The sequence below is a fragment of the Microbacterium sp. TWP3-1-2b2 genome, assembly GCF_049896145.1.
In the GTDB taxonomy this organism is placed as follows: domain Bacteria; phylum Actinomycetota; class Actinomycetes; order Actinomycetales; family Microbacteriaceae; genus Microbacterium.
In genome coordinates, this window is record NZ_JAFCTS010000001.1 from 2,420,929 (window position 1) to 2,435,502 (window position 14,574).

The 14,574-nt window shown below is 64.5% G+C and carries 15 protein-coding genes; 8 read left to right on the top strand and 7 right to left on the bottom strand.

The window, feature by feature from the left end; genetic code table 11:
- Position 1 precedes the first annotated feature (1 nt).
- The 3 genes from arsB to trxB are packed head-to-tail and all read right to left on the bottom strand — an operon-like array spanning position 2 to position 2,393.
- Positions 2–1,096 (bottom strand): ACR3 family arsenite efflux transporter, encoded by a 1,095-nt coding sequence (arsB, locus tag ACP7AR_RS11925; RefSeq protein WP_426185945.1) that lies wholly within the window; start codon positions 1,094–1,096, stop codon positions 2–4.
- Positions 1,093–1,419 carry a thioredoxin gene (gene trxA / locus ACP7AR_RS11930; RefSeq protein ID WP_292765925.1) on the bottom strand — a complete coding sequence of 109 codons (327 nt, stop codon included), beginning with the start codon at positions 1,417–1,419 and terminating at the stop codon, positions 1,093–1,095. The genes arsB and trxA overlap by 4 nt, the downstream gene beginning before the upstream one ends.
- On the bottom strand, positions 1,416–2,393 hold the full coding sequence (gene trxB / locus ACP7AR_RS11935) for a thioredoxin-disulfide reductase (protein WP_426185947.1): 978 nt from the start codon (positions 2,391–2,393) through the stop codon (positions 1,416–1,418). The genes trxA and trxB overlap by 4 nt, the downstream gene beginning before the upstream one ends.
- A gap of 126 nt (positions 2,394–2,519) precedes the next feature.
- Here trxB and ACP7AR_RS11940 point away from each other — a divergent pair, with 126 nt between their 5' ends.
- Positions 2,520–2,921 (top strand): low molecular weight phosphatase family protein, encoded by a 402-nt coding sequence (locus ACP7AR_RS11940; protein ID WP_426185949.1) that lies wholly within the window; start codon positions 2,520–2,522, stop codon positions 2,919–2,921.
- A 51-nt stretch (positions 2,922–2,972) separates the two neighbouring features.
- Here the strand turns inward: ACP7AR_RS11940 and ACP7AR_RS11945 are convergent, their stop codons facing one another.
- Positions 2,973–4,274, bottom strand: a complete 1,302-nt coding sequence (locus ACP7AR_RS11945; protein WP_426185951.1) for an NAD(P)-binding domain-containing protein — start codon at positions 4,272–4,274, stop codon at positions 2,973–2,975.
- 29 nt (positions 4,275–4,303) lie between these two features.
- On the opposite strand from ACP7AR_RS11945, the gene ACP7AR_RS11950 reads away from it, so the two are divergent.
- From ACP7AR_RS11950 to ACP7AR_RS11980, 7 genes are all read left to right on the top strand, one after another.
- Positions 4,304–4,699 (top strand): ArsR/SmtB family transcription factor, encoded by a 396-nt coding sequence (locus ACP7AR_RS11950; RefSeq protein WP_426185953.1) that lies wholly within the window; start codon positions 4,304–4,306, stop codon positions 4,697–4,699.
- Between the two features lie 53 nt (positions 4,700–4,752).
- Complete coding sequence (locus ACP7AR_RS11955; protein ID WP_426185956.1) at positions 4,753–5,871, top strand: MFS transporter; 1,119 nt, start codon at positions 4,753–4,755, stop codon at positions 5,869–5,871.
- 161 nt (positions 5,872–6,032) lie between these two features.
- Complete coding sequence (locus ACP7AR_RS11960; protein ID WP_426185957.1) at positions 6,033–6,995, top strand: PstS family phosphate ABC transporter substrate-binding protein; 963 nt, start codon at positions 6,033–6,035, stop codon at positions 6,993–6,995.
- 22 nt (positions 6,996–7,017) lie between these two features.
- Positions 7,018–7,974: a phosphate ABC transporter permease subunit PstC gene (pstC, locus tag ACP7AR_RS11965; RefSeq protein WP_136054606.1), complete on the top strand. Its 957-nt coding sequence runs from the start codon at positions 7,018–7,020 to the stop codon at positions 7,972–7,974.
- On the top strand, positions 7,974–8,888 hold the full coding sequence (pstA, locus tag ACP7AR_RS11970) for a phosphate ABC transporter permease PstA (RefSeq protein WP_426185958.1): 915 nt from the start codon (positions 7,974–7,976) through the stop codon (positions 8,886–8,888). The genes pstC and pstA overlap by 1 nt, the downstream gene beginning before the upstream one ends.
- A 112-nt stretch (positions 8,889–9,000) precedes the next feature.
- Positions 9,001–9,771, top strand: a complete 771-nt coding sequence (gene pstB, locus ACP7AR_RS11975) for a phosphate ABC transporter ATP-binding protein PstB (protein WP_120230266.1) — start codon at positions 9,001–9,003, stop codon at positions 9,769–9,771.
- Positions 9,768–10,454, top strand: coding sequence for a winged helix-turn-helix domain-containing protein (locus ACP7AR_RS11980; protein ID WP_026049690.1), 687 nt, complete (start codon positions 9,768–9,770; stop codon positions 10,452–10,454). The genes pstB and ACP7AR_RS11980 overlap by 4 nt, the downstream gene beginning before the upstream one ends.
- Here ACP7AR_RS11980 and ACP7AR_RS11985 read toward each other — a convergent pair.
- The 3 genes from ACP7AR_RS11985 to ACP7AR_RS11995 all read right to left on the bottom strand — a co-directional run bounded on the left by ACP7AR_RS11985 (position 10,436) and on the right by ACP7AR_RS11995 (position 14,491).
- On the bottom strand, positions 10,436–11,392 hold the full coding sequence (locus ACP7AR_RS11985; protein WP_270366663.1) for a low molecular weight phosphatase family protein: 957 nt from the start codon (positions 11,390–11,392) through the stop codon (positions 10,436–10,438). The two genes, ACP7AR_RS11980 and ACP7AR_RS11985, sit on opposite strands and share 19 nt — an antisense overlap.
- Positions 11,389–11,706 (bottom strand): ArsR/SmtB family transcription factor, encoded by a 318-nt coding sequence (locus tag ACP7AR_RS11990; protein ID WP_040568244.1) that lies wholly within the window; start codon positions 11,704–11,706, stop codon positions 11,389–11,391. The genes ACP7AR_RS11985 and ACP7AR_RS11990 overlap by 4 nt, the downstream gene beginning before the upstream one ends.
- A 76-nt stretch (positions 11,707–11,782) precedes the next feature.
- Positions 11,783–14,491: an NACHT domain-containing protein gene (locus tag ACP7AR_RS11995; RefSeq protein WP_020372869.1), complete on the bottom strand. Its 2,709-nt coding sequence runs from the start codon at positions 14,489–14,491 to the stop codon at positions 11,783–11,785.
- Between the last annotated feature and the right edge of the window lie 83 nt (positions 14,492–14,574).

The window sequence follows — 14,574 nt, forward strand, 5'->3', positions numbered from 1 at the left end:
TCTACATCCTTTCAGCGGTGAATGGATCGGTGTGGAACCAGCGTCGGGCTGCCCAGAGCGAGACATAGACCAGTCCGACGAGAACAGGCACTTCGATGAGCGGGCCGACGACCCCGGCAAGGGCCTGGCCGGAGGTCGCGCCGAAGGTGCCGATGGCGACGGCGATGGCGAGCTCGAAGTTGTTGCCCGCTGCAGTGAAGGCCAGCGTCGACGAGCGGGCGTATCCGAGCCCCAGCGCCTTGCCCGTGAAGAGGCCGATAAACCACATGATCCCGAAGTACGCCAGCAACGGGAGTGCGATCCGAGCGACGTCCCAGGGGCGGCTGGTGACCTGTTCGCCCTGGAGCGCGAACAGCAGCACGATGGTGAAGAGGAGACCGTAGAGGGCCCAGGGGCCGATCTTCGGGATGAAGCGGTCTTCGTACCAGTCGCGTCCCTTCGTCCGCTCCCCGATGAAGCGGGAAGCGAATCCGGCGACGAGGGGTATGCCGAGGAAGATCAGCACGTTCAGCGCGATCTGCCAGACCGAGATCTCGAGCCCTTGGGAGTCGAGGCCGAGCCAGCCCGGGAGAACCGTCAGGTAGAACCAGCCGAGCAGCGAGAAGGCGAAGACCTGGAACACCGAGTTGATGGCGACGAGCACTGCCGCGGCCTCGCGGTCGCCACATGCGAGGTCGTTCCAGATCACGACCATGGCGATGCAGCGGGCAAGGCCGACGATGATGAGCCCGGTGCGATACTCAGGCAGGTCCGGGAGGAGCGCCCAGGCGAGAACGAACATGAGCGCCGGTCCGACGAGCCAGTTGAGAACCAGGGAGGAGATGAGTAGCTTCTTGTCTCCGGTGACCGCGGCGACCTTGTCGTAGCGGACCTTGGCGAGAACCGGGTACATCATCACCAGTAGGCCGAGGGCGATGGGGATCGAGATTCCACCGACCTCGAGGTCGGCTAGGAGACCGGAGACTCCGGGGATGAAGCGACCGATGACGATGCCGCCGACCATGGCGAGACCGATCCAGAGCGGCAACCAGCGGTCGAGGGTCGACAGGCGGCGCGTGGTGGTCGGGACGGTGGTAGGTGCGGTGGCGGTGCTCATGCGAGGAGAGCCTCCATTTTCGTGGCGATGATGGGCTTCGGGTGGGCGCCGATGAGTGTGTCGACCCGTGTGCCTCCCGTATAGAACCCGAGTGTGGGAATGGACGTGACACCGACTGCGGTCACCGTCTCAGGGTTCTGGTCGGCGTCGAGCTTGACGATCTTCACACGGCCGTCGTACTCGGCGGCAAGCTGATCCAGAAGGGGTGCGACCTGCTTGCACGGCCCGCACCAGGTGGCCCAAATGTCGACGACGACGGGGATCTCGGAGTCGATGACCTCGGCCTGGAAGGTGGCATCGGTGACAGTGATGGGCGCGCTCATGCGAAGACCTCCTCGGTCTCGGTCTGTACCGATGCGGTCTCGTCGAGCGACGCGAGGTAGTGCTGGGCGTCTTGTGCTGCGGCGCATCCGGTGCCTGCGGCGGTGATTGCCTGACGGTAGGTGTGGTCGACCAGATCACCCGCGGCGAAGACCCCCGCGAGGTTCGTGCGCGTGGACGGATGCTCGACGAGCACGTAGCCGTCGGAATCCGTATCGACGAGGCCGGCGACGATCTCGGAGCGCGGGTCATGGCCGATGGCGACGAAGACTCCAGTGGCCGAGATCGTCCGCTCGGCGCCTGTGACGGTGTCGCGTAGCGTGACGGCTTCGACCTTCTCGGCGCCCACGAGGCCGGCGACCTCGCTGTTCCAGGCGACCTCGATCTTGGGATGGTCGAGCACACGCTGCGCCATGATCTTCGAGGCCCGGAACTCGTCACGGCGGTGCACGACGGTGACCTTCGACGCGAAGCGGGTGAGGAACAGTGCCTCCTCCCTCGCAGAGTCTCCGCCGCCGACGACGACGATCTCCTGCTCACGGAAGAAGAAGCCGTCACAGGTGGCGCACCAGGAGACGCCGTGACCGGTGAGTCGATCCTCGTCCGGCAAGCCGAGCTTGCGATAGGCGGAGCCCATCGTGAGCACGACGGCACGGGCGAGGAAGGTCTCCCCAGCTCCGGTCTCGACCGTTTTGATGGTCGCGTCGAGGTCGACGCGGACGGCGTCGTCAAGGAGGATCCGGGCACCGAAGCGCTCAGCCTGAGCGCGCATCGACTCCATCAGGTCAGGCCCCTGCACGCCGTCGACGAAACCGGGGAAGTTCTCCACCTCGGTCGTGGTCATCAGCGCGCCGCCCGCCGTCACAGAACCGGCGAGGACCACAGGAGCAAGACCTGCACGCGCGGCGTAGACCGCGGCGGTGTAGCCCGCAGGCCCGGACCCGATGATAACTAGCTCAACCTCTTGAATCGACATGTGTCTATATTGACATCTGTCGATACCTAATGCAACTGTTGCTGACGGAGTTCACCTGCTCTTCACCTGGCGAACAGATCATGCAGGTGGAGCATTCGAGACAGTCAAGAGATCAGAGGACCACAGATGACCCAGCCCAAGACGGTTCTGTTCATATGCAAGCACAATGCAGGGCGCTCCCAGCTCGGCGCCCATCTCCTGACACACATCGGCGATGCGCGACTTGTCGCGACGAGTGCGGGAATCACCCCAGCCGAGACGATCAACCCGGCCGTCGCGGCATCGCTGCACGAGCTCGGAATCGACACGTCAGCGGCCACGCCTCGGGCGGTGACAGCGGAAGACCTCGACGCGGCCGATGTCGTGGTCCTGATGAAGCCGGGCCTCTCGCTGCCTGGTGCGGTGCGTGGAGAGCTGATCGAGTGGTCATTCCCGGATCCCTCGAACTGGGAGGCCGACGGGGTGCGCGAGCTCCGCGACGCCATCGACGCGAAGGTGCGTGGCTTGGCGGCTCGGCTCGTCAGCTAAGTGCTGAGAGGTGGGGCTCGGTTCGGAAGCCCCACCCCTCATGAGTTGCAATCAGCCGACACTGACGGGCCGCGCGCCGATCTGCAGGGTCTGGGGGGCTGCGCAGCAGCTCCCCGCATTGTCATCGAAGTCACCGGATCCGCCGCACACACCGGTGTCGGGGAGAGAGAGTTCGTTGCGTGCGGCCGCCTCGTGGTCGCCAGCGAGGTGAGCTGCGACGCTACGGACCTGCTCGAAGCCAGTCAAAGCGAGGAACGTTGGGGCTCGCCCGTAGGACTTCACTCCGACGATGAAGAACCCTTGCTCCGGCTGCGCCAGTTCTCTCGCGCCCGTCGCGGACACCGATCCGCAGGAGTGGATATTCGGATCGATCTCGGAAGCGATGCTTGCGACCGCCTCGAGAGTGGGATCGAGGTCGATCCTGAGCTCTCGCAGCATCCCGGTGTCAGGGCGGAAGCCCGTGAGTGCGAATACTCGCCCAACATTCGTCACCTCGCGCCCATCTTCGGCGACGAGTGTCAGACCATCGACTCCGTGCTGGAACTCGGCGACACGGAACCCCGTCACCAGGTCGACGACCCCGTCGTCGATCACCTTGCGGGCGCGGGAACCGAGCGCGGCACGCTCCGGCAGCTCATCTCCGATTCCGCCGCCGAAGACGTTGGCGGCGCTCCCTCGGCGTAGCAGCCAGGTCACGCGCGTTCCCGGCGACCGGCGGGCCAACTCACTCAGACGCAGCACGGCATGCGTGGCTGAGTGCCCCGCACCGACCACCACGACGTGCGAACCGGCGAGGTCCGACACATCGGATGGGATGCGGTACGAAATCAGATCGGACGCGGCGGCTTCGCCGAGGGCCGGGAACCCATCCGCCCCGGCGGGATTTGGCAGGCCCCAGGTGCCACTGGCATCGATGACCGCACGGGCGAGGAGGCGGGATTCGTTGCCCGCGGCATCTACGGTGTGGACGACGAACGGCTGGCTCCGGCGGCCTGCGTCGACGACTTTGTCGCGGCCCTGGCGGGCGACTCCGGTGACAGTCGTCGCGTAGCGGATCCGCTCGCCCAGGACATCCGCGAGTGGCGCCAGGTAGTCGCTGACCCACTGCGCGCCGGTCGGATACCCCGAGTCGGGTGCGCTCCACCCCGTGGGCTCGAGCAGGCGGCGCGCAGCGGCGTCCGTGAGTTCTGGCCACGCTGAGAACAAGCGCACGTGTCCCCACTCGGAGACTGCAGTTGCTGGGCCGTGCCCGCGCTCGACGACGAGGACATTCTCGTCGCGTTCGACCAAGTGTGCCGCTGCGGCGAGGCCCTGCGGCCCTGCTCCGATGACGACGACGGGAAGCTCAGACATCACATCTCCTCAAATCGAAAAATTTCAATATGAAGACTGTCGCCTATCTATCGAAGATTGTCAATACGTGCCAGACTAGTCCCGTGAGCCTGCCAACGACAATCGAATCGACCAGCTGCTGCGTCCCGCCAATCACCCCCTCCATGACCGTCGCGGATGCCGAGCGGGTTGCACGCGTGTTCAAGGCGCTCGGCGATCCAACGCGGGTGAGGCTCCTGTCCCTCATCGCCGCCGGGGCTGGCGGCGAGGCATGCATCTGCGATCTGACCGAGCCTGTCGGGCTGTCGCAGGGAACCGTGTCGCACCACATGAAGCTCCTCGCCGACGCCGGCCTCGTCACGCGTGAACAGCGCGGCAAGTGGGCGTACTTCGCTCTCAATGGCGACGCGATGGATGCCGCTGCCGACTCTCTCCGCGCGGTGTGACCTCAGCGAGTACCCCTCCGCCACACCTGGGCGGCCGGCTAGCCGCGCTGTCGGTGGGGCAGATCATCAGCTGGGGAATCCTGTTCTATGCACTGATCGTCGCCTCTCCCGCGGTCGCGGATGACACCGGGTGGCCGGTGGCGCTGGTCACACTGTCATTCTCGTCGGGCCTGGTCGCCTCCGCCCTCGCTGGCGTATTCGTCGGGAGATGGCTCGACGAGCGGGGGCCGCGCCTCATCATGACTGTTGGCAGCGTCGTCGGCCCGCTCGGCGTCGTGCTCGTCGCTCTCGCACCGAACCTTGCAGTCTTCACCGTGGGGTGGGTCATCGCGGGACTCGCACAATCGGCAGTGCTCTACCAAGCGGCGTTCACTGTCATCGCTCGCCGGTACGGGGCTCGACGCCGCGGGGCGATGACGATCTTGACGTTGGCCGGCGGGCTCGCATCGACGATCTTCGCTCCGATTGTCGCCGGACTGCTGGGGGTAACCGACTGGCGGACCATGTTCCTGATACTCGCCGGCTTCCTGCTTCTCATCACCGCGCCGCTGCACTGGTTCAGCCTGGAGCGCACCTGGTCACCCGTTCGCCACGACGACGCCGCAGAGGTCCATACGGTGAGCACGGTCGTGCGCACGCGGCGATTCTGGATGCTCGAGTTCTCCATGTTCGCCCTCGCCGCTGCGCTCTTCAGCGTGACCCTCGCGCTCATCCCGCTCTTCACAGAGAAGGGCATGAGCTACGAGCTCGCCGCCTGGGCCCTCGGACTCCTCGGCGCCGGTCAGGTGATCGGGCGACTCCTCTACGTCGCCGGCCCGCACACTGCCCCACCATGGGTTCCCCTCACGGTGACCGCCGGCCTCAGCGTTGTCTCCCTCACCTTGCTGGCCCTGATTCCCGGGCCTCCGTGGCTGCTGATCTCTATAGGTATCGCTGCGGGTGCCGTGCGAGGCGCTCAGACGCTTGTCCAGGGTTCCGCCGTCGCGGATCGCTGGGGCACCCAGAACTACGGCGCCATCAACGGGATCTTCGCTGCTCCGATCACGCTCGTCGGAGCGTTCGGCCCGGCACTCGGTCCGCTTCTCGCAGTGGCCACCGGCTCGTACTCGACCATGGCCCTCATCGCCGTCGGGCTCGCGGCGATCTCGCTCGCCTTCGCTCGGTTCTCCTAGGCGGTCAACCGAGCGATTGCCTGCGACCCGCGGGAGTTCTTCCGAGTCCGTTAACCTCACGTTCACATAGATGACCTTCTATCAATACGTCGAATAGATCACCATCTATTCGAGGCGGTCTATCGGCCGCCTGTCACGAGTCTGAGATGAAGGAAGCAATCGTGCGAAAGACCACAGCAAAGATCTTCGCCTCCACAGCATTGGTCATCGGCGTTCTCGCGCTGAGCGCCTGTGGCGGGCAGCCGAGCGCAGGCGAATCCACCGGCTCCGGTGAAGGATCGGGCGGATTGACCGGTTCGGTGAACACCGACGGGTCGTCGACAGTCGCCCCTCTCACGGAAGCCGCAGCCGACCTGTTCCGCGATGAGGAGTCCGGAGTGAACGTCTCTGTTGCCACCTCGGGCACCGGTGGAGGCTTCAAGACCTTCTGCGCGGGCGAGACAGACATCTCCAACGCCTCCCGCGCCATCAAGGACGAAGAAGCCGCCGAGTGCGAGGCCGCCGGCATCGAGTACACCGAGATCATCGCCGCCAACGACGGCCTGTCCGTCGTCGTCAACCCCGAGAACGACTGGGCTGAAGACCTCACCGTCGAGCAGCTGAACAAGATCTGGGGCCCCGAGGCCGAGGGCGAGATCACTAACTGGAACCAGGTCGACTCGAGCTTCCCCGACCAGGCGATCACACTCTTCGGTGCAGGCACCGACTCGGGAACATTCGACTACTTCACCGACGCCATCAACGGCGAAGAGGGCGCGATCCGCACCGACTACAGCCCCTCGGAAGACGACAACATCACCATCCAGGGCGTCGCAGGCGACGTCGGTGCCATCGGGTTCCTCGGGCTCAGCTACGTCGAAGAGAACGAGGGCGTCATCAAGGCCGTCGCGGTCGACGGCGTTATGCCGAGCACCGAAACCGTCCAGGACGGCACCTACACGCCGCTCGGGCGCCCCCTGTTCATCTACGTGAACAACGCCTCGTACGTCGACAAGGAGCCGGTGAAGGCGTTCGTCGACTTCTACGTCGCCAACTCGCTCGACATCGCCGAGCGCGCCCTGTTCGTGCCGCTCACCGAGGAGCAGGTCACCACTGCCTCGGACGAGCTCGCGTCCCTCGGCTGAACCACTCGCTCAGGACGTCACCATGACCACCGTCACTGAGCGGCCCGGGGGCCCGGCTACCGGCCGGGCCCCCGCCCCCTCCTCGTCTTTCGCAGGTCGCCGCCGGCCCGGTGAGTTCCTCATCAAACTCTGTCTGCGCCTTGCCGCAGCCATCACGGTCATCACGACCGTGGGCATCGTCATCGCGCTCCTGGTCCCGTCCCTGAGCTTCTTCGCAGAGGTCTCACCGTTCGAGTTCCTCTTCGGCACGCGCTGGGCCCCGCGATTCGCGGACGCCTCCTTCGGCGTCCTCCCCCTGGTTACGGCAACCCTGTGGACCACGGTCATCGCGCTCCTTGTCGCCGTTCCTTTCGGCCTCGGTGCCGCGATCCTCCTCGCGGAGTACGCGAAACCGCGAGTGCGGAAGGTGCTCAAGCCTCTGCTGGAGATCCTCGCGGGTATCCCGACCGTGGTCTATGGGTTCTTCGCCCTCCAGTTCGTGCAGGGCACCGTCCTCCGTGACTGGCTGCAGCTCCCCACCGGGGCATTCAGCGTTCTCGCGGCCGGCCTCGTGATGGGAGTCATGATCATCCCGACCATCGCCTCAATTGCAGAGGACGCAATGTCTGCTGTCCCCAGCGCGCTTCGTCAGGGAAGTGCCGCTCTTGGTGCCAACCGCATGCAGACCACTCTCCGCGTGGTCTTCCCCGCCGCGCTGTCTGGCATCGTCGCCGCCGTCGTTCTCGGAATCTCCCGAGCCGTCGGAGAGACGATGATTGTCGCAATCGCTGCGGGCAGTCAGGCACAGCTCGTGAGCAATCCGCTGGAGCAGGGGCAGACGATGACCGGCTTCATCGCGAACGCCGCCCTCGGCGACTCCCGCGTCGGAAGCCTCGAGTACAACACCCTTTTCGCTGTCGGACTGCTGTTGTTCCTCATCACGCTGCTCATCAACTTCATCAGCATCCGATTCGTCCGCCGATTCCGGGAGGCCTACTGATGTCCGCGCCCACCATTCCCGAGTCCCGTGTGCTTAACGCGACCCGGCCGCTGAATACCGGCCGAAACGGCGAACTGCGTCCCACCGCGCTCATCTTCCTCGTACTTCTTTGGCTGTCGCTCTTCGTCGCATTCGCTGTGCTCGTCACTCTGCTGATCACGATCTTCATCACTGGACAGAACAAGCTCACCTGGAACCTGGTGACGAACTTCCCCTCCGCAGACCCGGAGGAAGCCGGAGCTCGTCCCGCCATCCTCGGATCGGTCTGGGCGATTGGGGCCACCGCCGTGATGACCCTCCCCCTCGGCATCGCCGCTGCCGTGCACCTCGAGGAGTTCGCCGACCGGAAGCGCTGGTTCAACCGATTCGTCGAGCTCAACGTTCAAAACCTCGCCGCTGTCCCCTCAATCGTCTACGGTCTCCTCGCTCTCGCCTTCCTGTCGATGCTCGGAGTCACCAACAAGAACATCGTCATCGGTGGAGCATTCGCGCTGACGCTCCTCATCCTCCCGGTCATCATCATCGCCACCAGGGAGGCGCTGCGCGCCGTACCCCGGGAGATCCGCGACGGCTCGCTGGCGCTGGGAGCCACCCAATGGCAGACGACGTGGAGGCAGGTGCTTCCCGCGTCGGCCCCAGGCATCGCGACCGGCTCGATCCTCGCGCTGTCCCGAGCTCTCGGCGAAGCAGCTCCATTGCTCGTCCTCGGTGCGCTCGTCTACATCACGTTCGATCCGAACGGGCTGCTCAGTGGATACACCACGCTGCCCATCCAGATCTTCAACTGGACCGGGCGCCCGCAGGAGGGATTCCACGAGCTCGCCGGCGCCACGAGCCTCCTCCTGCTCGCCGTCCTCATCCTGATGAACGCCCTCGCCATCTTCATCCGCAACAAGTTCCAGAAACGGTGGTAAACCCATGAGCACCTCCACGAGCACCTCCACGAGCGCAGCGGCGCCGACGGCGGCCCACACCCACTTCCAGGCCGCAGACTCACGGCGGGTTGCCGAAACCCCCAGCGGACTCATCCGTTGCGAAGACGTCAACGTGTACTACGGCGACTTCCGGGCCGTCACCGGCGTCAACCTCGAGTTCGGACGCAACGAGATCACCGCGCTCATCGGCCCCTCCGGATGCGGCAAGTCCACGCTTCTGCGTTCCCTGAACCGGATGAACGACCTCGTCGACGGCGCACGCGTCGAAGGAAACGTCATCTTCCAAGAGGAAGACATCTACGCGAAGGGCGTCGACCCCATCGAGGTTCGACGACGCATCGGGATGGTCTTCCAGAAGCCCAACCCGTTCCCGAAGTCGATCTACGACAACATCGCCTACGGCCCTCGCGTCACCGGGATGAAGGTCGACAACATGGATGACCTCGTCGAGGAGGCGCTCACACGCTCAGCACTCTGGGGCGAGGTGAAAGACAAGCTCAAGCAGTCGGCGTTCGGACTCTCCGGTGGACAGCAGCAGCGTCTGTGTATCGCTCGCACCATCGCGGTGCAGCCCGACGTGATCCTGATGGATGAGCCGTGCTCGGCCCTCGATCCCATCGCCACCTCGCGGATCGAAGACCTCATGCACGAGCTGCGCCAGGATTACACGATCATCATCGTCACCCACAACATGCAGCAGGCTGCACGAGTCGCCGACCGCACCGCATTCTTCACCGCCCTGGCCGACGAGACGACCGGGGACCGCACCGGAGTCCTGGTGGAATACGACCTCACCAAGAACATCTTCGAGCAGCCGCAGGACCAGCGCACGGAGGACTACATCAGCGGACGATTCGGATGACCTCCCCGTCTGGTGGTGACCCGCGGTTCGTTCTGCACGGACGCAGTTCGGAGATCCTTCGTGGAAGCTTCGCTGAGTTCAGGCATGCAGGCGTCCCGATAGCGGTGCACGCTGAGATCGTCGATGCGCTGGCAGACTTGGCCCACGACTACGAGGCGTCGCTCGTCCTCGCCGGCGGGGAGTCAGTTGACCGGCTGGCGGCCATCGTGCAGATCGCCGAGCCGGTGTGCGGAGGACCGATCTTCTTCGGGGTGAGCGAAGACACGGAGACGTCGATGATTGAAGCCGCGATGCGGGCAGGAATGCGTGGCACCATCCGCCTCCCCATCACCCCCGACCGATTGCGTGAATTGGCCCGCTTGCACCCACGGACAGGGCCGCTGGACCGCACCCTCCGATTCGGGGAACTGACCCTCGACATCACGCACCGCAGCCTCCGTTGGCAGAAGCATGCGCTGTTGCTTCCTCCGCGCGAATTCGAACTCCTGCATCAGATCATGCGCGCGTACCCGGAGAGCGTGAGCATTGACACACTCGCCCTCGCCTTCGGCTCCGACCTTGAGGATCCGCACGCCTCTGTTCGCGTCGCCATGACGAAGCTGCGCGCACGGCTGGCGACTTTCGCCCCCGCACAAGCCCTCATCGAGACGGTGCGAGTCGCCGGCTACCGGCTCGCGTCCTGAGGCTCCACTTTGAGCTCGACCAGGAGTTGTAGCACCCGGGCGCGAATGTCGTCTCGAACGCCACGAAGACCGTCTTGGTCGAGCTCCAACGGATCCGGTAGATCCCACTCCATGTAGCGGCGCCCAGGGAAGACGGGGCACGCATCCCCACACCCCATCGTGATGACGTAGTCGGCGGCACGCACCACTTCATCGGTCAGCGGTTTCGGGAACTCTCCCCACAGCTCCACGCCCACTTCCTCGAGCGCAGCGGCAACACGAGGGTGTGCACCCTCCGCCGGTGAGGAACCTGCGGTACGCACGTGCACCCGGCCGCCCGAAAGATGACGTAGCAGGGCTCCAGCCATCTGCGACCGCCCCGCGTTCTGAACGCACACAAACAGGACCTCAGGAGTGTCACGGAGAACCAGGCCCTGACTAGTCGCCAGTGCGTCCAAGCGGTCGGCCGCGTACCGAGCGGTCATCGTCAACAGGTGCTCACGCACTCGCGTTCGCTGGCTCAGCAACAGGTAGCTTTGGGCGACATAACCGGCCACTGTCTCGCGGCTGAAGGTTGAACTGAATCTGTAAGAGAGGTCGTCAACGACGGTGGCCACAGCGCGTGGGAGAGCCGTGACGGGAGCCTCGGGGGTTGTCGGCTCAATCGACTCACTCAACAGCAGTCTCCCGAAACGGACCCAGGCATCGACGGTCGGCACCCAGACATCGTCATCGCTGCGGATGAGATCGACGAGCTCCAGCGAGTGGATTGCTTGCTCGACGACCGAGAGATCGGCATTCAGCACAACCGCTATGTCCGGCGCTTTGATACCGGAAGCAAGCGCGCTGAGAACACGGAGCGTGTCGGGGTTACCGAGAACCGACACTTGACCTGCGCGCTCCCGGGCAGCACGCTCGCCGAGAGGGCTTCCCACTCGGTGCTGCGACTCCTCGCTCACCGCAGAAAATCCTCAACGGCGCTGCGGCGCGTCGGGTGCACGGAGAGCCAGCCGAGCTTGCCGTCCTGCTCACGTGCCAGGAACCCGTCGTCCAAGAGAATGCGGACGTGATGGGTCACTGTCGGCTGCCGCAGCCCCAGCGCCTCCGTCAGTTGACCTACGGTCGCCCGTTCATCAGCCGAGCCCAGCACGATACTCAAAATCTGGAGACGAGTCGGATCAGCGACCGCCCTCAGCGTCCGCGCCAGCTCTTCGGCCGCACCACGATTGAGCGCAGCTCCGACCCGAGGCTTCGGTGCAGGCTGAGCGGTCATGCCAGGATTCTAGTTGCCGAACCTTGCGACCCCCTCAGACGTGCCGGTGCTCGAAACGTGCGGGACTGAGACGCGACTACTTCGCGAACATGTCGCCGCGAAGCTTCGACGCGGCGTGCAACCGAAGTAGCTCGATACTGAGGGCTGCGCTTGCCGGACTGCTCTGCGACAAGCTCTTCGCAGCAGCTGCAAGGGCGGGACGAGCGGCATCCCGCTCAAGAGCAATCAGCATGTCGACCGAGACTCCGAGCGAACGTCCCCGCCAGACAGCACCAGGCGTCTGCAGTTGCTCGACAAGGAGGAGGACCTCCGCCGTCGGGTTGGATGCCCGGGCGAGAGCGCGTGCGAGGATCGCCGCATCAGCGTGGATCGGTCCGGGTTCGGGTCTGATGTATTTCCGCCCCTCGGTCAAGGTCGTTCGTGCCTGCTTGGCGAGATCTGACATACCGGCACTATTGTCGCTCAATGCGCGGGTGGCGAGGTTTGCAGGGTTCTCGCGGCTGAGCTCGTGCAGGGCTTCAAGCACGATGGCCTGCTCTCGCTCGCCTTGCTCCAACGCAGTCGCCAGAAGGTTCGCAACGCCGGCCGGCATGCCATCAGCGAGATCTGCGAATTGGTTCACAGCGGCGCTGAGGAGTTTGCGTCGTGTCGCCGGGAACTCGATCCCGAAGTTGTCGAGGTAGAGGTCGCCGGCGAGGCTCGCGCCGAGGGCTGTGATCGGCGACTCGGCGGCTTGAGTGTCGTATTGAACGACGATGTTGATGAGGTCATCGATGAGGTGCTCTCGACGCTTCAGCAGGCGGCCCGCCGCGAGCAGCCACGTGTTGCGCCAGTGACTTGATGGAACGAGTTCGCGCAGGTTCTGCAAGACGACCTGTTCGTCACCATCGGTGATCGCGCGAGCCGCCATGTATTCCTGCAGCGATCGCACCTCGAACTCATACTTCGATGTCTTCGGGGAGACGAGCATGACCAGTCGCTCCGTCGACAGTTTGAGGAGAGTCGTCGCGATCGACTCCGATTCACTCTCTTCGAACCCAGCCGCGCTCAGCCGGCGGCATAGGATACGGGAGATCTCGGCTTTCGTGAGGATAGCGTCCGAGTTACCTGGTCGCTCAGTTCTTGCTTGCAGCTTGAGCCCGGCCTGTTCGTGAAGATGGTCGATGTGTGGGCGCAGCGACTTCAGTTCCGTGAAGGCTTCACTTTTCGCCAGTTCACGGTCGTAGACGACGCGATAGTACCGGTCGAACAGCTCGAATCGATCCGTCGGAAGGTCGACTGCTTCTTCAGCGAGAGCAGTCATGATCGTCACCTGCAACGGTGTGGTCATCAGTCGTTGCGTCACTCGTTCATGGACGGCCGTGATGAGCCTTTGTGCAACCTGCTCGGCGAGGTCCGGATCGTCGACCGCCCGCAACGCGGTGAGTGCTTCCGAGTAGCTAATCGCTTCTGTCTCGGTGAGTTCAGACAGGATGATCTGCGTGCAGGGAAACGCATCGTCGAACTCCCGCCGGTATCCCTGTGGGCGTGTTGTGGCGACGAAGAGCACGTCCGCCTTCTCAGAGCTGAGCTCGCTCACTAGCGCTGTGACGGCCTCGATGAGCCGGCTGCGGATCTTCGCGTCAGGCACCTCGTCAAGGCCGTCGAGCACGAGGCATGACGGCCAGGTGCGCAACCAGTCCAGCAACGCCCCTGGGTCCGACTTCTTCCCCCGAATCAGGATGGAATCTGCAATGTAGGTGAGCAATGAAAACGTCGACGGGGAGGATGCGATTGCGGCCCCCGCCTTTGCCAGCTCGATCACGAACGGCCACCGACGTTTCTGCGGGTTCGGGATTCCCGCCTTTCTGAGCCGTGCGTCGAGGCCATCGAAGGCGAGCTGCGCCCTCTCGCCGTACTCCGCGACGTTTGTGTCAGCGAGGAAGGCGACACGATACGTGTGGGCGATCACTTGGGCGATCGTGCTCTTGCCCTGACCTGGGCCTCCAACGATGACCACCCCGCGAGGCCCCCGCCCTGAGACGGTCGACAAGTGGAGGTCTCCGATTTGCACCGTCTCGGCCGCGGTCATCAACCGCAGGTGGCCCTCCTCGCCCGCGCGCGCCTCCGCAGTGAACGGCAAATCGATAGCGATGTCCGCGAGCCTCACCTTCGACGCGTCGTTGTACCCCGCGTCGCCCGTTCGAACCCATTGCCTGTTGATGAGCTCGGCGACTGCATGCCCAGCAAGCCGGTCCACCTCGAGAGCTGTCTTTTCCGGGAGCAGTTCGGCGACTTGCGCAAGAAAGTCGCCGGTGACGATCTGCTCCAGGTATCGCTGTCGAATGGACGTGTGGGTGTCGAGCATGACGCGAATCTCGTCGTAGTCCCACACGTACCACCCACGCAGCCCCAAATCTTCCGCGTTGGCTGCAAGAAGCTGGTCGAACTGGTCGCGGCCGCCCGTGTCTTTGGTCCCGGTCAGCACAACGTTGGTGGAGAACAGCAGGTACTCCGGCGTCTTCTCGCCGACCCTCCTCTTTACGAGCCAACCACGCAGCTCGGAGCGGACCTCGTCAAGGAACCAACGCCAGTCAGCCGTCGTCGATACAGGCTTCTCGTTGTACTTCATTTGAATGACGCCGTAGCCATCCCACTTCGCGCCCGCCCCGACCGGGAAGTCGACGCGGCCGTCGAACGTGGCGTCGCGCTGCGCGTCGCGACCTGACCCAAACGGCCGGACACCATTGCCCAGCTCAGCCTTTGCAAGCGCTTGGAGCATGTGCTCGAACTGCTGCCAGCCCATTCGATTGAGGTTGTAGTGGCCCACAGAGTCCCTCCGGGTCAACGTCGACGCCTATGAGGCGCATTAGAGACATTCTGTACCAG